This window comes from Streptomyces mauvecolor (assembly GCF_039532965.1).
GTDB lineage: Bacteria > Actinomycetota > Actinomycetes > Streptomycetales > Streptomycetaceae > Streptomyces > Streptomyces violascens.
Genome location: NZ_BAAASQ010000012.1, coordinates 35708 through 58410, shown reverse-complemented (window position 1 = coordinate 58410; position 22703 = coordinate 35708). Strand labels below are relative to the sequence as shown.

Annotated in this window: 18 protein-coding genes; 3 read left to right on the top strand and 15 right to left on the bottom strand. The window is 71.9% G+C overall.

The features are described from left to right. Positions 1-13: 13 nt before the first annotated feature. From fxsT to ABD346_RS17045, 5 genes are all read right to left on the bottom strand, one after another. Positions 14-3937, bottom strand: a complete 3924-nt coding sequence (gene fxsT, locus ABD346_RS17065) for an FxSxx-COOH system tetratricopeptide repeat protein (RefSeq protein ID WP_344375699.1) — start codon at positions 3935-3937, stop codon at positions 14-16. Beyond that, positions 3921-5261: a TIR-like protein FxsC gene (locus ABD346_RS17060; RefSeq protein WP_344375698.1), complete on the bottom strand. Its 1341-nt coding sequence runs from the start codon at positions 5259-5261 to the stop codon at positions 3921-3923. The genes fxsT and ABD346_RS17060 overlap by 17 nt, the downstream gene beginning before the upstream one ends. A 3-nt stretch (positions 5262-5264) precedes the next feature. Next, positions 5265-6050, bottom strand: a complete 786-nt coding sequence (locus ABD346_RS17055) for an AAC(3) family N-acetyltransferase (protein WP_344375696.1) — start codon at positions 6048-6050, stop codon at positions 5265-5267. Then, complete coding sequence (fxsBH, locus tag ABD346_RS17050; RefSeq protein WP_344375694.1) at positions 6031-8220, bottom strand: radical SAM/SPASM protein FxsBH, inactivated beta-hydroxylase extension form; 2190 nt, start codon at positions 8218-8220, stop codon at positions 6031-6033. The genes ABD346_RS17055 and fxsBH overlap by 20 nt, the downstream gene beginning before the upstream one ends. Before the next feature lie 139 nt (positions 8221-8359). Then, on the bottom strand, positions 8360-8524 hold the full coding sequence (locus ABD346_RS17045) for an FXSXX-COOH protein (RefSeq protein ID WP_344375693.1): 165 nt from the start codon (positions 8522-8524) through the stop codon (positions 8360-8362). Between the two features lie 228 nt (positions 8525-8752). Here ABD346_RS17045 and ABD346_RS17040 point away from each other — a divergent pair, with 228 nt between their 5' ends. Further along, on the top strand, positions 8753-9649 hold the full coding sequence (locus ABD346_RS17040; RefSeq protein WP_344375691.1) for a DUF4231 domain-containing protein: 897 nt from the start codon (positions 8753-8755) through the stop codon (positions 9647-9649). A gap of 15 nt (positions 9650-9664) precedes the next feature. Here ABD346_RS17040 and ABD346_RS17035 read toward each other — a convergent pair whose 3' ends face one another. The 8 genes from ABD346_RS17035 to ABD346_RS17000 all read right to left on the bottom strand — a co-directional run bounded on the left by ABD346_RS17035 (position 9665) and on the right by ABD346_RS17000 (position 18135). Then, positions 9665-10144 (bottom strand): hypothetical protein, encoded by a 480-nt coding sequence (locus tag ABD346_RS17035; protein WP_189961971.1) that lies wholly within the window; start codon positions 10142-10144, stop codon positions 9665-9667. A gap of 188 nt (positions 10145-10332) precedes the next feature. Beyond that, positions 10333-11238 (bottom strand): S1 family peptidase, encoded by a 906-nt coding sequence (locus ABD346_RS17030; RefSeq protein ID WP_344375689.1) that lies wholly within the window; start codon positions 11236-11238, stop codon positions 10333-10335. A gap of 192 nt (positions 11239-11430) precedes the next feature. Beyond that, a complete protein-coding gene (locus tag ABD346_RS17025) occupies positions 11431-12228 on the bottom strand; it encodes a DUF1684 domain-containing protein (protein WP_344375688.1) in 798 nt (265 codons plus the stop codon). A 4-nt stretch (positions 12229-12232) separates the two neighbouring features. Further along, positions 12233-13552, bottom strand: coding sequence for an NtaA/DmoA family FMN-dependent monooxygenase (locus ABD346_RS17020; protein ID WP_344375686.1), 1320 nt, complete (start codon positions 13550-13552; stop codon positions 12233-12235). Continuing rightward, positions 13539-14561, bottom strand: coding sequence for an LLM class flavin-dependent oxidoreductase (locus tag ABD346_RS17015; RefSeq protein WP_344375684.1), 1023 nt, complete (start codon positions 14559-14561; stop codon positions 13539-13541). The genes ABD346_RS17020 and ABD346_RS17015 overlap by 14 nt, the downstream gene beginning before the upstream one ends. 87 nt (positions 14562-14648) lie before the next feature. Then, positions 14649-15482 (bottom strand): amino acid ABC transporter ATP-binding protein, encoded by an 834-nt coding sequence (locus tag ABD346_RS17010; RefSeq protein ID WP_344376253.1) that lies wholly within the window; start codon positions 15480-15482, stop codon positions 14649-14651. A gap of 8 nt (positions 15483-15490) precedes the next feature. Next, positions 15491-17284 (bottom strand): FAD/NAD(P)-binding protein, encoded by a 1794-nt coding sequence (locus ABD346_RS17005; protein ID WP_344375682.1) that lies wholly within the window; start codon positions 17282-17284, stop codon positions 15491-15493. Then, on the bottom strand, positions 17281-18135 hold the full coding sequence (locus tag ABD346_RS17000; protein ID WP_344375681.1) for an amino acid ABC transporter permease: 855 nt from the start codon (positions 18133-18135) through the stop codon (positions 17281-17283). Before ABD346_RS17000 ends, ABD346_RS17005 begins: the two co-directional genes overlap by 4 nt. 455 nt (positions 18136-18590) lie before the next feature. Here ABD346_RS17000 and ABD346_RS16995 point away from each other — a divergent pair, with 455 nt between their 5' ends. Next, positions 18591-19538, top strand: coding sequence for an ABC transporter substrate-binding protein (locus ABD346_RS16995; RefSeq protein WP_344376252.1), 948 nt, complete (start codon positions 18591-18593; stop codon positions 19536-19538). Positions 19539-19549: 11 nt separating this feature from the next. Here the strand turns inward: ABD346_RS16995 and ABD346_RS16990 are convergent, their stop codons facing one another. Then, positions 19550-20713: a DUF5685 family protein gene (locus ABD346_RS16990; RefSeq protein ID WP_344375679.1), complete on the bottom strand. Its 1164-nt coding sequence runs from the start codon at positions 20711-20713 to the stop codon at positions 19550-19552. 323 nt (positions 20714-21036) lie between these two features. Between ABD346_RS16990 and ABD346_RS16985 the strand changes: the two genes are divergently transcribed. Continuing rightward, positions 21037-21474: a cell division protein SepF gene (locus tag ABD346_RS16985; RefSeq protein WP_344375676.1), complete on the top strand. Its 438-nt coding sequence runs from the start codon at positions 21037-21039 to the stop codon at positions 21472-21474. Between the two features lie 18 nt (positions 21475-21492). Here the strand turns inward: ABD346_RS16985 and ABD346_RS16980 are convergent, their stop codons facing one another. Then, positions 21493-22686, bottom strand: a complete 1194-nt coding sequence (locus ABD346_RS16980) for an acyl-CoA dehydrogenase family protein (RefSeq protein ID WP_344375674.1) — start codon at positions 22684-22686, stop codon at positions 21493-21495. Positions 22687-22703 lie beyond the last annotated feature (17 nt).

Below are 22703 nucleotides of genomic sequence, written 5' to 3'. Positions count from 1 at the left end.
CCCGGCCCGGCCGTCACACCGCGAGGGGCTCCAGGTCCCGGTGCGCACGGCGCAGTTCACGCACCGACCGTACGACCACGTGGTCCTCGCCGAGCAGCCGCGCGAGTTCCAGGACCGCCTCCGCACGCAGCCGCTGGGCCTCGTCCCGGCGCCCGAGCGCGTCCAGGGTGAGGGCCAGGTTCGCCGAGCACGCGAGCCGCTCGGGGTGGTGGCGGCCCAGCCTCTTGCCGAGCCCGGCGACCGCCGTCCGTTCGAGCTCCAGGGCGTCGTGCAGCTCGCCGAGGTCCGCCTTCACATTGGCCAGGTTGACGGCCGCGAACAGCGTGTGCGGGTGCTCGGCGCCGAGCACCTCGCGCATGGTCGCGATCGCGCCCCGAAGGACCTCCCGAGCGGCCGGCAGGTCTCCGCAGCCCCACTGGTAGATGCCCAGGTTGTTCAGCGCGGCCAGGGTGTAGGGGTGGCCGGGCCCGGGGTTCCTGCCGTACTCCTCGACCACGTCGCGCGCCGTGTCGCGGGCCGCCTCCGGCTCGCCCGCCGCGAACTGGTCGGCGGCCAGGTTGAGTTCGCAGGCCAGCGAGTCCGGGTTCACCGAGGTGTACTTGGCCCGGTAGCGGTTGCGGGCGGCCTGGGTCAGGCGCCGGGCGTCCTCGAAGCGGCCGGTCCTGCGCAGCGCCACGGACAGGCTCTTGGCGGCCGCGAGGGTGCCGGGGAAGGAGCGCCCGAGGCGCTGCTTGGAGGTCGCGTACGTACGCTCCAGGAGCATCACCGAGTCCTCGTACCGGCCGACCTCCCGCAGGTCGCGGGCCAGGCATATCGCCGAGGAGAGCGTGTAGGGGTGCTCCGGGCCGAGGACGTCGGTGCGGCGGTCGTACACCTCCTGGTCGAGCGCCCTGGCACTGGCGTACTGGCCGGTCATGCGCAGGGTGAGGGCCAGGTTGTTGGCCGCGGCCAGCGTTCTCGGGTGCGAGTCGTCGAAGATCGTGCGGAAGCCGTCGTACGCCTCGGTCGCCAGGTCCATGGCCCGGGCGTACCGGCCCAGCGCGCCGAGGTCCATGGCCAGCGCGCTGGTGGTCATGTACGTGTGCGGGTGCTCGGGCCCCAGCGTGGCGCGCTGGCGCTCCAGGGTCTCCTCGTCCAGTTCGAGGGCCGCGGCGTAACGCCCTTGCGAGCGGCAGACGTTGGAGATGTGGAAGCGCAGGTAGAGGTACTGGATGTCGTTGCAGCCGAGTTCTTCGCGCCACTGTTCGCGCAGCTCTTCGCCGAGCGCGGAGGCCGCGGTGAACTCCCCGCGCTTCCACAGGTACCGCATCCGGTCGATCAAAAGCCTGCGGGGTTCGGGCTCGGTGCACCGGCGGGCCTCGGAGGGGCCCAGGTGCGGCCAGATGCCGGCGAACCGCGGCCAGGTGTCCGGGTCGTCGATCGGCTCGTCGGCGTCGGGGCGGGCGCCGGCCAGGATCCGGTGGACGGTGTGCTGCGCCTTGTGCCGCTCCTGTTCGCTCAGCTGCGAGCGGACCACGGCCTGGACGAGCCGGTGCACCTGGATGGAGCCCTTGACCGGGTCGACCTTGGCGAGCGCGAACCGGCCGATCTCGCGGATGATGCGGCCGAGCACCAGCTTCTCCTGGAGCGAGGGGTCGTACGGCTTGAGCGCGTCGATCATCTCCTGGCTGTAGAGGAGGCCGGCCGAGATCGGCTCGGGGGCGAAGAAGGCGCAGAGCTGGAGGAGGCGCACCGCGGCCGGCGAGCGCTCCTTGAGGAGTTCGATGGAGACGTTCCAGGTGGCGGCGACCGGTTCGGGGTAGCCGACCGGCTGGTTGAGCGACAGGACGCCGGCCGTCTGCTCGGCGAGCTGGTCGAGGTAGTCGGCGACCGGGGTGGCGGTCTCCGCGATCCAGGCGGCCGCCTGTTCGACGGCCAGCGGCAGGTCGCCGAGCGCGGCCGCGACCCGGTCCGCCTCGTCGACGGACAGGCCGGGCGCCCGCCGCCGGAGGTGCTCGACGGACTCCTCGCGCCGGAACACGTCGACGGACAGCGCGTCGCCGTACTGCGACCAGTCCTGGTTGCGCGAGGTGACCAGGATGTGGCCGGGGCCGCCCGGCGGGATGAACCGCCTGAGCGCCTCGGGGTCGTCCGCGTTGTCGAAGACCAGCAGCCAGCGTTCGGTGGGCACCCCGCGCCGCAGCAGGTCGACGGCCTCGCGGGAGGCCACCCCGATGTCGTCGCCGCCCTGGCCGCCGAGGCGCCCGCCCAGTTCGGCGAGGCCCGCGGCCACGTCGCCGGGGCGGGCGCAGTTGATCCACCAGACCAGGTCGTAGTCGGCCATGAACCGGTGCGCGTATTCGAGCGCCACCTGGGTCTTGCCGACGCCGCCGAGTCCGTACAGGGTCTGCGGCTGCGGCAGGACGACCGCGAGGCCGCTGCCGAGCTGGTCGCGCATCCGCTCCAGGGCCTCGGAGCGGCCGGTGAACTCGGGGTTGCGCGGCGGCGCGTTCCAGATCCGCGGCACGGTGCCCGGGAACCGCGGGCCGCCGCTCTCGCCGCCGCTCTGGCCCGGCCGGTCCAGGGCGCGCAGCAGGGCCTCGGTGGCGTGCGCCTGGTCGAGCCGGAACAGGTCCACCGGGTTGCGGTCCAGGTAGGCACCCGGCAGGCGTACGTCGTCGACGCGCAGCGACAGCATCGTGCGGCGAAGCCCGGTCGGGTCGGCGGAGGCCGCCTCCTGCCAGACGCCCATCGCCCGGGCCGACTTGAGGTAGGCGGCCGAGAGCACCACCACGGTCCGCCCGTTGTCGGCGGCGGGTTCGGCGCGGTCGGGCGCCGGGTCGGCGACGTCGCGCGGGTGGACCCGGAAGCCGGCCCGGCTCAGGACCGCCTCGATCCAGTCCGCCCACATCCGGTTCTCGGCCGCGTACGAGAGGTGGACGTCGACGGGCTGTGCGGGGCGGCGGCGGGTGAAGGCCTCCTTGATCCGCAGCCGGGCCTCGTCGCCCACGCCGGGCATGGAGGTGACCTCGCCGTCGGTGATGACCGCGGTGAGCCGTTCGAAGGCGGAGAGCAGCGAGTTGGAGAGCCCGGCCTCGTCACCGAAGGTGGCGAGCGATTCCTCGTACGCGTAGTAGGGGCGGTACGGGATCTCCACCGAGCCCCAGTACGCGGCGAGCCGGTCGCCCGCGAGCCCGGCGGGGAAGCCGTCGAACTTGAGCCGGGCCAGCGCCCGTCCGGCGTCCGCCTTCTCCTTCTCGCCCTCGTCGATGCGCATGGGCACGGGCAGTACGCGGATGCTGCGGGCGCCGTAGCCCTCGGCGATCTGGCGGGCGACGGCGGCGGCGCCGTCGATGGACTGGTCGCTGAGGGTGAAGCAGTCGACGAGGATGTCGGGCAGGTGGACGGTGCAGATGTCGGCGACGTCGCTGAGTCCGGTGCGGCTGTCGATCAGGATGTAGTCGTAGTTGGCCTTCATGTCGGCCTGGAGGGCGTCGAAGAAGGTGCCGCCGCCGAGCCGGCCGTAGAGGTTGTCCCAGTCGAAGGTGGAGACGGTCGCGGAGTACTCGCGGTTCTGCCGGCCCGCCGACACGAAGTCGAGGGTGCCGCCGTCGGGGAACTGCCAGCCCAGGTGGTCCGGCACCAGGGACACGGCGTGCGGCTGGATGCGGGCCAGCGCCACGTACCAGTCCTTGTCGGGGTGTTCGGGGTTGGTGGCGGCCCAGGCGTACTCGCTGACCAGGTCGATGACGCCGCTGGTGGCGCCGAGGGTGGCCGGGTCGAGGAAGGGGTGGAAGAAGCGGTGCAGGCCCGGCGCCTCCAGGTCCCAGTCCACCGCGAGCACCCGCTTGCCGTTCGCGGCGAGGATCAGGGCGGTGTTGGCGAGCGCCATGGTGCGCCCGGTACCGCCCTTGTACGAGTAGAACGTGACGACACGTCCGTCACGGCTGGCTGTCATCCGTGTCCTCCACATCGGGTGCCCCATCGAGGGCGTCGTGCGGTTGTACGGTGCGGTGCCCGGCCTGGGGGCCGTGGTCCATCGGGCCGATCAGGCGCGGCCGTTGGGTGGGTGCGCGGCCGGCCGGGGGGTGGGCCGGTGCGTGTCTCAGGTATTGCTGGGCGGCCGCCTCGACCACGTGCGGCAGCAGCTCCTCGAAGGCGTCGATGGACTCCACGCCCCGGGCCGCGGCCCGGCAGGCGGGCCGCCCGTGGCTCACTCTGCTGGGCAGCGTAGCCGCCGTGCGGGCGGTGAGCTCGTCCGCCGCGGCCCGGCTCTGCGGGTCGTCCCGGTTCCACGGGACCACCACGCTGATCCAGGGCCGGTCCGCCGCGTCGAGGGCGGCGAGCCGGGCGCGCCGGTTCTCGTCCAGGAGTGCCCAGCGGTCGACGAGCAGGACCTCGGGGCCGCTCGGGGGCCCGCTCTCCTCGCCCGGCGGGCTCTCGTCGTCGAAGGAGGCGACGGTGGGCCGGTAGTTGAGCGAGCCCGCGATGTCGTCCGCGACCAGGGCCAACGGCCGCTGTGTGTCCGGGTGGTAGGGGTTCCAGTCGAGCGGGCTCTGCCCGTAGTAGACGCCGTCGCGCCCCTCGGGGAGCTCGTCGCGGGTGGGGGCGGCGACGGTGACCCGCAGCGCGCGGGGGCCCGCGGCGGTGCCGAAGGCGCTGGGGAGCGTGCGGTGGTCGAGAGGGCGGCCGGGGCCGACGCGGCCGGTGTGGGCCGCGCCGACGATGTGCCGGGCGAGGCAGTGCACCGCCCGCCGGTACTCCTCGGCGAACAGCCGGAGTTTGATCAGACCGTAGAGCCCGTCGGCGGCGTACCGCTCCCCCACGTCGCGATGGTCGAACCCCAACTGTTCGGCGGGTAACGGGAGTTGGCGGGGCGGAACGGGTATCCACAGTGCCGGGACGATGGCGTCGGCGGGCCGGTTGGTGGCCGCCCGGTGACGGATGGCGCGCTGCGCGAAGGCGTACCACTCCTTGCCGCACCACTCGCTCGCGAAGTAGCGGGGCGAGAAGAGCGGCACGAACACCCGGCAGGAGGCGAGGCTGCGGCCGAGCTGTTCGGACCAGGCGCCGCCCGGGCGCGGCCCGCGGTCCATGAAGCCGGGGGGTGTGCCGGCGGGCAGCGCGGTCAGCTCCGCCACGCCCCGGCACAGGTCCTCGAAGAGCCGTCCCACCCACATGTCGGGGTCGGGCCCGCTCCCGCCGCGGCCCGTGGCGGGAGCGTAACTGAGAAAGAAGTACGGCCCGTCGGGCACGGGAGCCTCACCCTCCTTCCCGGTCATCGGTCAGTACCGTTTCTCGGCCATCCAGGCGGTCGCGTGCTCGACCGCCGCCCTGATCGGGAAGAGCCGCGCTCCGCGCCGCCCCAGCGGTCCGCCGCGCACGTGCTCGGCGGGGAAGTCGGCGCCGATCCGGGCGAAGTCGCTGTCGTCGAGCACGGCGTCCTGGTACGCGAACCAGGTGGACCCGCCCCGCTCGTCCCTGATCACCGCCCGGTAGGTGCGCACCGGGCGCGGCGGCACCAGGTATTCGGCGAAGTGGAAGGCGGTGCACACGGCGAAGCCGACGTTGACCATCAGGACCTGCGCCCCGGCGGCGATCAGCTTGGGCAGCGGCGACTCCTCGCCGAAGTGGCAGTCGAGCGCATGGCCCTTAATGAGGTCGGCGGCCCGGGCGCCGAGCGCCGCGAAGGAGGTCTGCGGGTGGTCGCTGCGGGCGGCGCCCTCGGTGGTCCTGACCCGCTCGGCGAACCGCCCCATGCGCGGGCACGGGGTGCGGTCCGGGTCGAAGGGGGGCATCGCGGCCCGGAACGCGGCCGGGTCGGGGGCCCGGCTCACCAGGGCGAGGTGGGCGGGCGAGGTGTCGGAGTTCTCCGGGGTGAACGCGGGGACCACCAGCGTCCCTTCGGGTCCGAGCACCGTGCGCAGCGCGTCCAGGAGTTCCTCGGCACGGAGCCCGGTGCCGCGCAGCGAGGCGTGCACGAGCAGGACGCCGCCCTCCTCCACGCCGAGGGCGCGCAGTTGCCCGGCCGGGCCGGGCTCCGCCGGGACCTCAGTGGTGTTCTCGCCCACGCGATGCCTCTTCCCATTCCTGGCGCAGGGTGCGCACCAGATGCTTTCCGGTGATGGTGAGTTCGGCGGCCCGCTCCAGAGCTTCCAGCGCCCGGCCGAGCTCCGCCAGGGCCGGCGCACCACCGCCGTACGCGGCGACCGCGACCCCTTCGTACGTCTCGGCGAGCAGCCGGGAGACCGGGAGCGGTCCCCAGGGCGTCGGATGCTGCCACGCCCCGTCCATGTCGTACAGGTCCTCGACGTCGAGGAGGGCGCGCAGGGCCGCCCTGCGCCCCCCGCGCAGCAGGGCCAGGGCGAGCGGTTCGCCCGCGAGACCGAGGGGAAGGCCGAGCGCGCCGAAACCGTGCCGCCCGACCACCGGTCCCGCTCCTTGAGCGAGCGGGGTGAGCGTGGTGATCGCGTCAAGCACGTCGGCGTACCGCGGGACGGTCTCGGCGAGGCGCGCCCGGGCTCGCGCCACTCCGCGGCCCCACTCCGCCGCCTCGCGCGGCCCCAATCGGGGCAGTACGGGGCTGTCGAAGCAGTCGCGGTACGGGTCGAGGTCGTCCAGGACCAGGCCGTCGACCCTCCTCAACGGAAGCCAGTCCGGGGCCGGTTCGGCCAGGTGGACGATGTGACGCTCGCCGCTCGCGTGCCGCACCCGGAAGCCGCTCCCCGCGGCGGCGACCTCGGCCACGCCCTCGGCGGCGGGCAGGCGCAGTTCGCCCAGGGTCGGCAGGTGGAGCCGGCCGTCGGACCAGCGGACGGGGACGGTGGGGCCGGCGCCGTCGTGCACGGCCGCGGCCGCCATGTGCGCGGCCAGCCGCAGGGCTCTTGTCACCGCGTCGGGGCGTCCCGCGTCGAGCGCCTCCAGCGCGGCGAGGAGCCGGCCGCGGGCGTAGGGGTGGGCCAGGACCGTGTCGAGCCCCGGCCCGTCGACGGCGGTGGTGAGCTCCCAGATGCGGGCCCACTCGGCGCCGCCCCGCCCGCCGAGCGCGGTATGCAGTTCGGCGAGCAGGAGGCGGTTCGACTCCAGGCCGGCGTCGGCGAGTCGGTGAGGCGTGGGGAGTTCGGGGACCGGCGTGCGGGCCTCGATGCCGCGTACCAGCGCCATCAGATCGGGGCAGTACACCGACGGGTTGGCGAAGCCGTGGCCCGCTCGGTAGCGGTGGGTGTAGTGGCCGCCTCCGCAGGAGCGGACGACCGGGCAGCGGCGGCACTGTTCGCCGACCCCGGCGAGGCCGCGCTGGCGGGCGCGCACTCCCGGGTGGGCGGCGACCGCGTCGAAGTCGTCCCGGAACACCGAGAATCCGGTGGCGGCGGCGCCTTCGTAGGCGGACTTCAGCGAGTCGACCTGTTCGAGCGAGCCGTCGGTCTCGACCACGACGATGTCGGTGGGGGCGAGCCCCAGGGACTCGGTGAGGCTGGGGCCGCCGTGCAGGGTGGAGAGCACCGAGTCGAAGAGCCGCACCGGCACGGTCCGGCCCTGCTCGTCCCAGCGGTCGAAGACGGCGAGCAGCCAGTCGGCGTACGGGGCCGAGATCGCGTCGGGGCGCGCGGGCGGGGTCTCCCAGGTGGCGTGCGGCAGGAGGTAGTCGATGCGGGGCGGGTCGAGCGCCACGAGCGCGTCGTGCACGGCGACCGGGTCGTTGGCGAGGTCGACGGTGCAGAGCAGACCGGCGAACAGCTTCCGGTGGCGCGGCTGCTGGAGCAGCTCGACGGCGGCCAGGACCTGCGCATGGCTGCTGCGGCCGTCGGCGTAGCGCCGGTGGCGGTCGTTGGCGGCGCGGTCGCCGTCGAGCGAGATGCCGACCTTCACGCCGAACTCCTCGAACAGGTCGAGGTGGCGCGGGCCGAGCAGCACGCCGTTGGTGTGGATGCGCAGTTCGAGCTCCGCGACCGGTGCGACGGCGGCGGTCAGCACCTCGCAGACCCGGCGCAGCCGTTCGGGCCCGGCGAGCAGCGGTTCGCCGCCGTGCAGAATCACCGAAACGGAACTCAGGCGGTGCTTTTCGGCGTGCTCGGCCAGCCGTCGGGCAGTGCCCGAAATGACGTCGTCGGAGACCGCCCGGGGCTGCTTGCGCCAGCTCTGGTCTGCGGCTTCGTACACATAACAATGGTCACAGGCCAGGTCGCACCTGCTGTGCACCTTGAGCACGATCTCGCGGAATGGGACCAGCGGTCCTGTCATTCCGCCAGTTTAGCGAGGACGGGAATTCCGGGGCCCGGCCCGGGAGTTCTCCGGACATGTCCCGGAGCCCCCGACCTCCCCTGGTGCCCCATGGCCCCCGCCGGGCGCACCCGGCGGGGTGGACTCGTCAACTCCCGTGTCAGAGCGAGGAGTTGAAGGTGGGGGCCGCGATCGGGCGGTGGCCTTCCCGGGCGGCCGGGACCCTGCCGAGGCTCCTCCCCCGGACCCGGCCCGCGGCCTTCTCGGCCAGTTCGGCCAGCGGTACCCGGTCCTTCTTCGCAGCGGCGAATGAGGCTGAATTCACTGAGTTTACGGAGGGGTTCACGTTCGTCCCTGGGGTGAGTGATAACCGCACGTGGACAGTGGTACCGGCACATGCACCGTTGCAGTACCGGCGGGACGACTTTACTCTCATCCCCACCAGTGGATGGAGCACGCAAACAGAGCGCACACCTGCCATCCCTACGAAAGAATGAAGGCAAAATCGCAGACGGGGGTGCATGTGACGGCGATTCCCGGCCCATTGCAGAGCATGGTCTTCCGGAACGCGGATCTGCCGGGCCTCTTCCACCACGCGGACGCGCTGGCGATCGGCCGACAGCAGTCGGCGGTCAAGCTGACCCGCACCCAGCTCTCGCTCCTCGTCGTCGGCGCCCTCGCGGCGGCGCTGCCGCAGGTCAGAATCGGCGAGGACTTCCAGGTACTCAGCGCGCTGAGTGCGCTCGCCTACGCGGGAGTGCTGCTCGCGAGCTTCGGGGCGGCCCGGCGGCACGCCGCCTCGCACTGGCAGCTCAACCGTTCCGCCGCCGAGTTCATCAAGTCGATGTGCTGGCGCTACGCCGTTCACGGAGCCCCCTTCGACCTGGGCGCCTCCGACCCGGACGCCCTGTTCGTGACCCGCGTCGAGGAGGGCCTGCGGGAGCTGAAGAAGGTCGGCTGGCGCGACCCCCGCGACGACGGCGGGCTCGCCCCGGGAGGCCTGGTGACCCCGAGCATGCGGGAGTTACGCGGCAAGTCGTTCAACGTACGCAAGGAGACATACGTACGCGACCGGCTCATCGAGCAGCGCAACTGGTACCGGCGCCGCCAGGAGACCTCGCGGCGCGCGACCAGGCTCTGGTCGACAGCGATCACACTGTTGACCCTCCTCGCTCTTTTTTTCGCCACTCTCCAAACCTTCTCGGTCGCGGAGAACGTAAACATGGCAGGTGTTCTGTCGGCATCGGCCGCGGCCTGTCTCGCCTGGAGCGAGATCCGCCGCCACCAGCCGCTGATCTCGGCACACTCGCTGGTCGAGCAGGACCTCATGGAGATGCATGTGGCGATGGAGAACATGGTGACCGAACGGCAGTGGCCGCAGGCCGTGTACGAGACCGAGCGCATCGTCTCGCCCCAGCACACCGACTGGCTCGCCCGGCTGCGCAGCTGAGCCCCGCCACCCCCGCTACGCCCTGCGGCTGCCGTCCCGCCAGATGACGGTGACGGGCCGGCCGAGGCCCCGGGCGTACTGCACGATGTCGCCGGTGCCGCCGAGACCGCGGGCCGGCAGGCCGTCCCAGACGGCGACGAGCCGGTCGCAGTTGTCCGCGATGTAGGCCCCGGCGGCGTAGTAGGCCTCGTCCGTGGAGTGCGGGTAGCCGAGCGCGATCTCCTGGCTGGCGCGCCGCTTCAGGCCCCGGTAGCGGGCCAGTTCGGCCGCGTCCGCGAAGCCCGCCTCGTAGTCGCCGCTCGGGATCACCACGGTGAGCGCGGCCCCGCAGTCCAGGGCGATGTCGGCGAAGAGCTGGTCCGCGCCGGTGGCCAGGCTGGAGAGCGCCTCCAGGGAGCCGTCGTGGCCGCAGAGCAGGGCGCGCAGCCGGTCGCGGATCTCCTCGAAGGCGTCGGGCGGGATGTCGCGGTGACCGGTCACTCCGATGCGCTTCAATGCGTCTCACCCCGTGTGTCCGGCGCCGGTCACTGACGGACCTGTTCTACGTCGTGCCCCTGCACATCCTCTCAAAACAGCGCATCGCGTCCAGCCGGAAGCCCCCGTCCGGTTGTCCGGGACGGGGGCCTTGGCCTGTGGTCGGCCGGCGTTCGGTGATGTACCGCCACAATTTCAGTGACGTAGCGTCAGAAAAGGCTCACGCCATAGGCGTTCATGGCTTCGACCACCGGCTGGAAGAAGGTCGTTCCGCCGGAGGTGCAGTTGCCGCTGCCGCCCGAGGTGAGGCCGAGCGCGGTGGAGCCGGCGTAGAGCGGGCCGCCGGAGTCGCCGGGCTCGGCGCACACGGTGGTCCGGATGAGGCCGGAGACGATGTCGCCGTTGCCGTAGTTGACCGTCTGGTTGAGCGCGGTGACCTTGCCGCTGTGGATGCCGGTGGTCGAGCCGCGCCGGGTGACCGTCTGGCCGACCGTCGGGTTGGCGGCGCTGGTGATGCGCTGGCTGCCCACCGCGCTCGGGTGCGCGAGCGAGGTGTTGGTGTACTGCACGAGGCCGTAGTCGTTGCCCGGGAAGCTGGTGCCCACGGTCGGGCCGATGCTCGTCGAGTGCGACGAGCTGGTGTAGTAGTTCGGCTTGCCCTGGGTGCAGTGACCGGCCGTCAGGAAGTAGTACGTGGAGCCCTTCTTGACGTTGAAGCCCAGCGAGCAGCGCCAGCTGGTGGTGTAGATGGCGTCACCGCCGGAGAGCAGCTTGGTGAACCTGCCGGGGGTCCGCTCGATGCGCAGGGCGCCCGCGTTGGCCCCGGCCGCGCGCTCGATCTTGGCCAGATCCGCCGCCGAGACGGTCGAGTCCGCGGTGACGACGACCTTGCCGGTGGCGCTGTCGACGCTCCAGGCGGTTCCGGTGACGTCCGCTCCGCGCACGGCGTCGCTGGCGGCGGTCAGGGCGGCGACGCCGAAGGAGTGGGACGGGGTGGCACTCGCGTGGGGGACGGCTATGGCCACCGCGGCGAGCAGGCCGGTGGCGACGGCCGCGAGCCTGGTGCGTCTCGCGAGACCGGTGGGGCGTGTGGGGGTGGTGCGCTTGATCCTCACTTCTTTTCCTCCCGAGGGGAATCGAGGGGCCCGTGAAAGGAGGGGCCCCGTGAGGCGCAGCCAAGGACGACGGCAGCACAAGTAGGCGCAAGCCGTGATCCTGACAAGCGCTGCGGAGGAGTATTCGGGGGCCCGGCCGGTGCGCGCAAGGGCGCCTTCAGGCCGGGCTCCGCGAGGATGCGCGCGCCGGGGTCAGTTGGTGCGGATGTTCCGCTCCCCCGCCGGGATGTCGATGGGAAGGGTGTTGCCCGGGGGCGGGAAGGGGCAGATGAAGTGGTCGGCGAAGGCACAGGGCGGCAGCTGCGCCCGGTTGAAGTCGACGGTCACCGCACCATCGGGAGCCGGTGCCTCGGGCCGCAGGAAGCGGAACCGGAAGGTGGACTTCCCACTGGTCCCGTCGGCGAACACGGCCCACAGCGAACCGTCGGCTTCGACCGAGACCTGGAGGGTGTGCTCCTGCCCGCCGAGCGTGAAGGCGATCTCCCCGGCGAGTTCGAGCCCGCGCTCGACCCCGTCGGCGTTGGGAACCTTCACCCGCTGCCGCTCGTACGGGCGGAACGTGCCGGGCAGCCGGAACCGCTCCTCGTACGGGGTGGCGTCGATGCCCGCGAAGGCCTGGCGCGCGGGGGACGCCGGGTCCCACACCCGTACCGCCCACAGCCCCTCGCGGCGCAGCACGACGAGCCTGCGGTCGCCCTGCGCGAGCCGGGACTCGCCGGCTGGACCGACATCCGCGCCGAGCCGCACCTCACCGGTCAACGGAGCGCCGTCCAGGCCGAGTCGGTGCTCCCCGCCCGCGGTGATCACCACCTCGTCGCCGTCCTCGCGCCACCGGCCGAGCTCCTCGGGCACGCCGTCCGCGAGCCAGTGGGTGCCGGTCAGGGCGAGCGGTCCGTAGGGCGCGGAGACCGAGGCGATGCGGTGCTCGTGCCACTTCTTCCAGTCGAGGGCGTGGTCGGACCGGGGATCCTGCGGTGCTTGCGTGCTCATGTGATCAACCTTTCCATACCGGGGTACGCAGTCCGAGGTGCGAGCGCAGCGTGGACCCGGTGTATTCCGTGCGGAACGCGCCGCGTTCCTGGAGCCGTGGCACCACCTGGTCGACGAAGTCGTCCAGGCCGCCGGGGGTGAGATGGGGGACGAGGATGAAGCCGTCGGCGGCGCCGCCCTGCACGAACGCGTCGAGCTCCGCGGCGACCGTGTCCGGGGTGCCGATGAAGGACTGGCGGCCGGTGGTCTCGATGACGGTCTGCCGGATGGAGAGCCCCTTGGCCTCGGACAGGGCCCGCCACTTGGCGGCGATCTCCAAGGCGTTGGTGATCTTCACCCGGCCCTGGACGAGCTGGGAGTCCGGATCGGGGTCGATGGCGGGCAGCGGGCCGTCGGGGTCGTGGGCGGACAGGTCGCGGCCCCAGATCTGTTCGAGGGCGAGGATCGCGTTCTGCGGCGAGACCTGCTGGTGGCGGATCTCGGCGGCCTTCTCCTGGGCCTCGGCCGCGGTGTCGCCGAGCACGAAGGTGACCCCGGGCATGATCTTGAGGTCGTCGGGCTCCCTGCCGTACTGGGCGAGACGCCCCTTCACATCGGCGTAGAAGGCCCGGCCCGCCTCCAGGGTGCCGTGCCGGGTGAAGATGACGTCGGCGGCCGAGGCCGCGAACTCGCGTCCCTCGCCGGAGTCGCCGGCCTGGATGACGACCGGGTGCCCCTGCGGGGAGCGCGGCACCCCGAACTTCCCCTCGATGGAGAAGTGCTGCCCATGGTGGGCGAACGGCCGCGGCACCCCGTCCGGCCCCCAGGAATCCCACAACTCCCGCGCCGTGGCGACGAATTCGGAAGCACGGGTGTACCGGTCCCCCCGGTCGAGGAAGCCGCCGCGGCGGAAGTTCTCGCCGGTGAAGGCGTCGGGCGAGGTGACCACGTTCCAGGCCGCCCGGCCGCCGCTGAGGTGGTCGAGCGAGGCGAAGCGGCGGGCAGTCTCGTACGGCTCGTTGAAGGTCGCGTTCACGGTGGCGGCGAGCCCGAGCCGGTCGGTGACGGCGGCGAGCGCGTTGAGCAGGGTGATCGACTCGGGCCGCCCGACGACGTCGAGGTCGTGGATACGTCCCTTGTGCTCGCGCAGCCGGAGCCCTTCGGCCAGGAAGAAGAAGTCGAACTTGCCGCGTTCGGCGGTCCGGGCGAGGTGCTCGAAGGAGGAGAAGTCGATCTGCGACCTGGAGCGCGGGTCGGCCCACACGGTGGTGTTGTTGACGCCGGGGAAATGGGCGGCGAGGTGGATCTGCTTCTTGGTCGCGCTCGTGTTCTCAGTCGCGCTCATGGCGGCCTCCCCCTGCGGTGGCGTACTGGTTGACGGGCCGCGCCAGGCCCAGGTGTTCGCGAAGGGTGGCGCCGGGATAGAAGCGCCGCAGCAGACCGCGGTGCTGGAGGACCGGGACGGTGGCCTTCACGAGGAGCGCGAGATCGCGCTCGGGGTCGGCGAGGCGCAGGTGGAAGCCGTCGACGGCGCCCTCCTCGTGCCAGTCGCCGATGAGACCGGCCAGCTCCACGGCGTCGGCGGTGGTGGACAGCGCCACCGGGACCGAGCCGAGCACCCGCAGCCGCTCGGGGTCCCTGCTGTGCGCACGGGCCCGGTCGCGCAGCTCCCCGCGGGCGGTGCGGGCGGCGAGCGGATCCTGGGTGCGGACGAGCGCGACATCGGCGTGCCGTACGGCGGCGGCCCTCGGCTCGGCGGCGGTCGCGTCGACCACGGTGACGGGGTGCCCCTGGGGCGGCCGGGGCACGATGGCCGGCCCGCGCACCGAGAAGGTGCGCCCCTCGAAATCGACGTAGTGCAGCTTGTCTCGGTCGATGAACCGCCCGGTCGGCTCGTCGCGTATCTCGGCGTCGTCCTCCCAGGAGTCCCACAACCTGGCCGCCACATCGGCGACTTCGCGTGCCTCGTGCCACACCTCGGCGGCGCGGGCGGCCGGCCGCCGCCCGAAGAGCCGTGCCTCGGCCTCGGAGGTGGACACCCCGGGACTCCACCCGGCCCGGCCGCGGCTCACCCAGTCGAGGGTGGCCACGGCCGAGGACACGTGGAACGGCTCGGTGTGCGTGGTGTTCACCACCGGCACGAGCCCGATCCGCCCGGTGGCGGGCGCGACCCGGGACAGCACGGCGAGCGCGTCGAGTCCCGCCTTCGCGAAGGAGTCCCCGAGCGTGACGAAGTCGAGCGTCCCCTGCTCGGCGAGGCGCGCGAGCTGAACGAAATACCCGGGGTCGTAGCGCCCCGCCCCGTCGAGAGAGACAGCGAGGTGCACGGGACTGCGGACCAGGGGTGCGGACATGGGTGAACCTTTCTGGAGGGTGCCGGTCGGCCCCTTGGGCGTGTGAGGAGCGGCGGGTCCGGAGGCAGGGCCCCCACGGATCCCGGGTCATTTCTCTGGACTTGGCAGGACCGGAGAGTCGGCCCCTCTGGAGAGAAACGCCCGCGTCCGCTCGTGCCGCGGCGCATCCAGCACCTCGGCGGGCGGGCCCTGCTCGACGATCACCCCGCCGTCCATGAACACCACCGTGTCCGCGACCTCGCGCGCGAAGCCGATCTCGTGCGTGACGACGATCATGGTGGTGCCCGAGGCCGCCAAGTCCTGCATGACGTCGAGGACTTCGCCCACCAGCTCGGGGTCGAGCGCCGATGTCGGCTCGTCGAAGAGCAGCAGCTTGGGTTCGAGGGCGAGCGCGCGGGCGATGGCGACGCGCTGCTGCTGTCCGCCGGAGAGCTGCCTGGGGTACGCGTCCGTCTTGTCGGCCAGACCGACCCGGGCGAGCAGCTTCCGCGCCGCGGCCACCGCGTCCTTCCGGGGCCGCTTCAGTGCCGCGACCGGCGCCTCGACGACGTTGTCGAGGACGGTCAGGTGCGGGAAGAGGTTGAAGTTCTGGAAGACGAAGCCGATCCGGGTGCGCTGCCTGAGGACATCGCGTTCCCGCAGCTCGTACAGCTTGCCCGCCCGTCGCCCGCCGCCGCCCTTGCCAAAGGCCCTTCGGGCCGAAGCCTTGTTCTCGCGCCGGTAGCCGATGAGCGTGCCGTCGACGGTGATCGATCCGCTGTCCACCTTCTCCAGGTGGTTGATGGTGCGCAGCAGCGTCGACTTGCCGGAGCCGGACGGCCCGAGCACGACGGTGACCTCGCCGGCCCGGACGTCCAGGTCGATGCCCCGCAGGACGTCGAGGGAGCCGAAGCTCTTGTGCACGGAGCGGACTTCGACCATGGACGTGCTCACCGCACGCCTCCCTTCGCATAGTGGCGTTCGTCGGCGGGCGCGAGGTCGCGCAGGAAGGTCAGCGCGGCGCGCGCCGTGGCGTCGTTCTGCCGGAAGGCGGCGCCTCCGGTGCGGGGCCTGGTGAACGCCCCCGACGCGCGGGCGACGGTGAAGGGGCCCAGCGCGAACCGGCGCGGATGGGCCCGGCCGTCGCGTCCGGTGATGCGGCCGTCGGCGGGGTCCACCTGGAGCAGCCCGGTGTCGGCCGCGCCCGCCCCCTCCTCGTACAGCGCGCGCAGCAGCGGGCTGCCGGGCCGGTCCGCGCTGGGCTCGGGCAGCCGGGCCTCGACGAGGGCCGCCGCCTCGATCCACCGCCCGGGCACGCTGGCACTGCCCGCCCGGAAGACGCCCCTGGTTTCGTCGGCCTCGACGGTGACGCCCGCCCCGAGGAAGCGCACGACGCCCGCGTCGGACAGCGCGAGCAGTTGGCGCAGCCGGGGCCCGGGCGGCCCGGAGGCGAGAAAGCTGAAGAACCCGTGCCACCAGCCGCCCACGTCCCCGACGCGCAGCAGCTGCCCGTAGACCGAGAGGAGCCCGAGAAACACCCCCAAGTCCTCACTGTGACGCGCATCATGGCGTCTCGTGAGATCAGCCCGGATGTACGAGCGGAGGCCGCCCTGGAGGCTCTCGTACGAGGTGAAGCGGAGCCCGTCGAGCGGGTGGTCCAGGGCTTCGAGGTCGAGGCGGTCGGCGGGGTCGGGGACGGAGGCTGCGATCAGGGCCTGTAAGGCGGGGCTGCCGGGGTCGGCGGCGGCGTACTTCTCCTCGAAGCCGGGCCAGTCGACGGCGGTGCGCTCGGGGTGGGCGGTGAACAGGCGGTGGTAGTGGGCGAAGCCCAGCTCCTTGTCGATCAGGGGCCAGAGGTCGCGCCGGAAGTCGGGCCGGTGCGGGCGGCTCAGGAGTGCGTCGACCTCGGCGGGCCCGAAGAAGCGGGGCAGCGGCGGGCGTTCGCCGGTCCAGGTGTAGCCGATCTTGGAGCGGTAGGGCACCCCGCGCCGGGATCCGACGTGCAGGACGGGTTCCCGGCCCGAGGGGTGGTAGGCGCCGTCCGCGTCGTAGCGGCCGCCGCGGCCCTCGGTGAGCAGGGCCATGAGGTCGACGAAGGCGAGTCCGAAGCCGCGGACGATGACGGGTTCGCCGGGGTGCAGGGCCGACAGGTCGCTGTCGGCGGTGAAGGCGGGCGGCAGGTGCACCAGTCCGTGCCGGTCGGCGAAGTCGGCCAACTCCCTCTGTTCTTCGTCGGGTTCGGCATCCAGGTGGCCGAGGGCGAGCACCACCAGGTCGGCGACGAGCGGCTGCGTGCGGCCCTCCAGCCACACCCGCTGCCGCCCCTCGCGCGGCCCGCCGACCCGGGTGGCCCGGGTGCGGTGCTCGTGCACGGTGACGGTGGGCGGCAGCGCGGCCACGGCGTCCTCGTACACCCAGCGCAGGTACTCGCCCTGCGCCCGCCGGCTGGGGAAGGTGCGGGCGTCCAGGCCGGACCATTCGGCGAGGGTGGGCCCCGGCCGCACCGGGCCGTCCTGCTGGACGGTGTCGTCGGTGAACATGGTGACGTCCTCGGCCATGGAGTTCATCAAGAGCAGCGGCGACTGGTCGGCCCGCCAGATCCGTCCGGCGCCCGCGGGATGCGGGTCCACCAGATGGACGTCCAGGGCCCGGTCCCCGTACAGGGAAGGGATGTTGGCGGCGAGCCGCTCCAGGAAACCGGTCCCTCGCGGACCGGCTCCCACCACCACGACCGACGCGCTCACCGGGCACCCGCCTGGCCGCGTGCGTAGTACCGCTCGACGTAGTACTGGCCGATGGACAGGAGTGAGGTCACCACGACGTACCAGAGGGTGGCGACGAGGAGCAGCGGGACCACCTGGTAGGTGCGGTGGTAGACCAACTGCACGGAGTACAACAGGTCGTTGACGGCGATGATGGAGACGATCGAGGTGCCCTTGAGGGTGCCGATCAGCATGTTCCCGGCGGGCGGCACGATGGAGCGCATGGCCTGCGGCAGGACGATGCGGCGCAGCCGGCGCCAGGGTCCGAGGCCGAGCGACTGGGCGGCCTCGATCTGGCCGCGCTCGACGGAGAGGATGCCGCCGCGCACGACTTCGGCGGCGTACGCGGCCTCGTGCAGGGTGAGCCCGACGACGGCGACGGTGACCGGGCCCATCAGGTCGACCGTGCGGACGCCGAGGATCTGCGGGTACAGCGCTCCGATGTTGAACCAGAACAGCAGCTGCACCAGGATCGGCGTCGACCGGAACAGCCAGACGTAGCCCCAGCTCACCGCCCTCAGAACGGGGTTGGCGGACAGCCTCATGACGGCGAGCAGCGTGCCGAGCGCGAACCCGAGCGCCATCACGGCGGCGGTGAGCCACAGGGTGAGCCAGAGTCCGCGCAGTACGGCGGTGGTGGCGAAGTAGTCGGCGACCACGCCCCACTGGAAGGCATCGTTGCGCGCGACGGAGGTGAGCACGAGGCCGAGCAGCACGAGCACGACAACGGCCGCTGCCCGCTGGCCGGTTCGGCGCAGGGGGACGATGCGCGGGGTGTCGGGGGTGCCGTCCTCGGGAGCTATGGACGGGCTTTCGGACAGGGTGAGGGACATGCGAAGGCTCCGTGGATACAGGGATCGAACACGGGATTGGCCTTCACGAACACATGGCGCGCGGTGCGGAACCGAGCCCCTCAGCACGGTTTCCGTCTCCGAGGCTATGCGCTGCATGCTGGAGGTTGTCAAGCTTGTCCGCACTGTGAGCGTTACGTCTCAGCGCAGTTGACGCGGAAACGGATGCCTGTTCCACTTGGGCCATGCATCCGCAGCAGTGGCTGGTCACGCGCTCCCACATCGACTTCGGTCGAGTGTGGTCCTCCTCCTGTTGAGCTGACCCCCCGCACGGCTGCTTCTTCCGCGTCCTGCGTGCGCCTTCGCGCCGCTTCCTCGCGCCTTCACCTCACTGATCACTCGCGCACCCCTCCCCTCGTCATGCCTCGTATCACTCCTGGCACTTCCGCCTGCCCGAAATCTCTGGAGCGCACCCCGTCATGAGCAGGTCCCGAAGCCTGAGCAGATCGCGCAACTACGCCGCGTTCGCCCTGATCACCGCGGCGGCACTCGGCCTCACCGCGTGCGGGTCCGGGGACCCGGCGGACGTGGGGGCGGCCGGCAATGCCGCGCCCGCCGGCCAGAAGGGAAAGGTCCCCACCGCCGATGTGGTGTCGGCCGTCCGGAAGGACGAGGCCGCCGCGGCGCTGCTGCCCGAGAGCGTCCGCAAGGCGGGCACCCTCACCGTCGCCACCAGCGTCGGGACTCCTCCGGGGGCCACCTACCTGGAGGACGGGAAGACGGTGGCCGGGCAGGACGTCGACTTCGCGGACGCCGCCGCCAGGGTGCTCGGCCTGAGGCTGAAGCGCGAGGTGGCCTCCTTCGAGGTGATCCTGCCCGCGCTCGACAGCGGCAAGTACGACCTGGGCACCGGAAACTTCGGCGTCACCGACGAGCGCCGCCGGACGATCGACTTCGTCACATACATCAACGACGGCCAGGGTTTCGCCGTCCGCAAGGACAGCAGGCTCGGCAACGTCACCGATCTCGCCCAGCTCTGCGGGCTGAACGTGGCGACCAGTGCGGGCACCACGTTCGAGGCGACCCTGGAGAAGAACAAGCCCAAGTGCGGGGCCGCCGGCAAGAAACCGTACGCGGTGCAGACCTACAGCGACCAGGGTGCGCTGTGGATCTCGCTCCGGCAGGGCCGCAGCGATGTCGTCATGTCGACGATCAACGGCCTGCGGTACGCGGTGGACCGGCAGGAGGGACTGAAGTTCCTCAACGAGTTCCACCGCCTGGACGTGGGCTTCGCCTTCAAGAAGGGCACCCCTTTGGCCCCCGCCTTCCAGGCCGCGGTGAACAAGCTGAAGAAGGACGGGACGTACGACAGAATCCTGGCGAAGTGGGGCACGACGGAGTCGGGCATAGAGCGGTCGGAGATCTCACCGCCGGAGCACACATAACCGGCGGTCCGTCAGCAGTCGCAGCTGCAGCACTCGCAGCACTCGCATGCGTCACAGCAATCGCAGCAGTCACAGTCGCAGTCGCTGCAGCACCCCTCGCGCTTCTTGCGCGACCAGGGCCCCTCGTACTCGTCCGCGCAGCACATCTTGCAGGTGCAGCAGAGCCCGAGGAACGCGGCGCAGCCCGCGAAGAAGCCGCGCGGCTGAGGGCGCGGGGGCTCCGGAGGAAAGCCGTACGGGTTGCCGCCGTGCTGGGGCGGCGGGCCGTAGGGGCCGTACGACGCCTGCGGCCCGGCCGCGTCATGGGCGTGCCCGCACTCCGTCGTGCGGAACGAGCGGTTCACGGACCGGGTCAGCTCGTGGGCGAGCAGGACGTGGACGAGTTTGCTGTCGACGAAGTCGACCTCGCGCAGGGCGAGCCGGATGCCGTGCACCGCGTCGTCGGCGAGCCTGCGTGCTTCGACGAGATCGGTGCCGGTGGCCGCGAGCGGGTTCCAGGCACCTGCCGCGGCGTCTGTTTCCCGGTCCTCCACGGCGTCCAGGAGATGCGCGAGCCGGCCGAAGAGCCGGCCGGCCTCGGCGAGCGGCGCCATGTTGTGCGGTTTCCCGGCGAGTACGGCGGTGTGCGCGAAGGCGGCCGCGGTGGCCGTCTCGGTGGGCTCGGTGACGGTGAGGAGCGAGGTGCCGGGCCCGGCGAGCGCCTCGATGCCGCCCTGCCGGTCGACGGCGTCCACGAGCACGGCCGTGTCGAAGCCGAGCGAGGCGCCGGTGCGCGCGCCCGCCCGGTCCCAGCTCCTGGCTATGCGGCGGGCCGCCACCGCGACCGGCTTGCGCCCCAACAGGCCGTCCCTGTCGGCCACGTGGTCGCGGACCTTCGCCGAGGCGAGGACGAGCGAGACGGCCGCGGCGAGCCGGGCGCCCTCGCCCTGGGCGACGGGCGCGGTCCGCATCGCGCGCAGCGGACAGGGCCCGGCGGTGCGCCGCCGGCCGGTGCTCCGCTCGGCCTGAGCCTCCGTCAGAACCGAGACGATCAGGCCGTCGTAGTTGGTCACGACCCGGGCGAGCTGCCCGTGGTCGGAGCGAAGTGCCAGGCAGAGCCCGCAGAGATGGGCCATCCACTCGGTCTTCAGGCCCTCGGTGAGCCGGTGCGAACAGGGCCTGACGATTCCGAACACAGCTCTCCCCCGAGTGACGTTGAGCACCCCGCCCAACGCATCGTTCTTCAGTGCGGCAGGCATCGTATCGAGTGATCCGTTCACCCGTACGAGCCCTGTGTCACTCATGTGGAGGGACATACATAATTTTGTTACGCCCGGTTTCGCGTACCGTGCCCATCCCGGAGGATTCCTGACGAATCGCCACATGATCTGTGCCAGTACCGTCACGAATCACCTGCGCGGCGACTATCCACTTGGCGCGGTATCCGCATCATGGACGACCATAGGGATGCGGAACTGAAGACGTGGCATGAAGAAGACCGCTGTGAGAGGAGGCGTCCATGGGATCGGTGCGCAAGGCGAGTGCCTGGCTGGGACTTGTCGAGGACAACGACGACCGCTACTACGACGACGAGTACACCGAAGGTGCCGCCGAGTCCGGCGAGGCCTGGGTGACCGACCCTCGTGTGCGGGTGGCCTCCGAGACAGCCGAGGACCAGGGCCGCCGCATCGCCACCGTCACGCCGGACGGCTTCCGGGACGCGCGGGGCATCGGGGAGCTGTTCCGTGAGGGCGTGCCGGTCATCGTGAACCTGACGTCCATGGACGCCGGTGACGCCAAGCGCGTCGTCGACTTCGCGGCCGGACTCACCTTCGGTCTGCGCGGCTCCATCGAGCGCGTGGCGACGAGGGTCTTCCTGCTGACCCCCGTCGACACTCAGATCGTCAACGGCGAGCCCGCCGGCCGCCGGACCGGTGGCTTCTTCAATCAGAGCTGAGGCAGGGCGCTCGCCGGATTACCTGAACGCGTCGAGTCCGGTGAGCGCCTTGCCCAGCACCAGCTGGTGCATTTCGACGGTGCCCTCGTAGGTCAGCACCGATTCCAGGTTGGTGGCGTGCCGCATCACGGGGTATTCGAGGGAGATCCCGTTGGCGCCGAGGATCGTGCGCGAGGTGCGGCAGATCTCGATCGCCTCCCGTACGTTGTTGAGCTTGCCGAAGCTGACCTGTTCCGGGCGGAGCCGCCCCGCGTCCATGCGGCGGCCGAGATGGTGGGCGAGCAGGATCCCCTTGTGCAGTTCGAGCGCCATGTCGGCGAGCTTGGCCTGGGTCAACTGGAAGCCGCCGATGGGCTTTCCGAACTGTTCCCGGGTCCTGGCGTAGTCGACCGCCGCTTCGAACGAGGCGCGGGCCGCGCCCATCGCGCCCCACACGATTCCGTACCGCGCGTGCGAGAGGCAGCTGAGCGGGCCCTTGAGGCCGGTGACGTCCGGGAGTACGGCGTCGGCGGGCAGCCGCACCTCGTCCATGACCAGCTCGCTGGTGACGCTGGCCCGCAGCGACCACTTGTGCTTGATCTCGGGGGCGGAGAAGCCGGGGGTGTCGGTCGGCACGGCGAAGCCGCGGATGCCGTCGTCGGTCTGGGCCCAGATCACCGCGACGCCCGCCACCGAGCCGTTGGTGATCCACATCTTGCGGCCGTTCAGCACCCAGTCGGTGCCGTCCTTCTTGGCGTACGTACGCATGCCGGCCGGGTCGGAGCCGTGGTCGGGTTCGGTGAGGCCGAAGCAGCCGATGATCTCGCCCGCCGCCATCCCCGGCAGCCAGCGCTGCTTCTGCTCCTCGGAGCCGAACCGCCGGATCGCGTACATGGCGAGCGAACCCTGCACGGAGACGAGGGAGCGGATGCCGGAGTCGGCGGCCTCCAGCTCCAGACAGGCGAGCCCGTACTGGACGGCGGTTGCGCCCGCGCAGCCGTAGCCGGTCAGGGACATGCCGAGGGCGCCGATCGAGCCGAGTTCGCGGGCCAGTTCACGGATGCCGGGCAGCTCGCCGTTCTCGTACCACTCGGCGATGTGCGGCAGGACCCGGTCGGCGGCCCAGGAGCGGACCGTGTCGCGGATCGCGAGGTCCTCGGGGCTCAGCAGGTCGTCGATGCCGAGCGGGTCGGCCGGGTCGAAGGGGGGCAGCTTGGAGGAAGGAGCGGACATGAGGGCGCCTCCGCGGC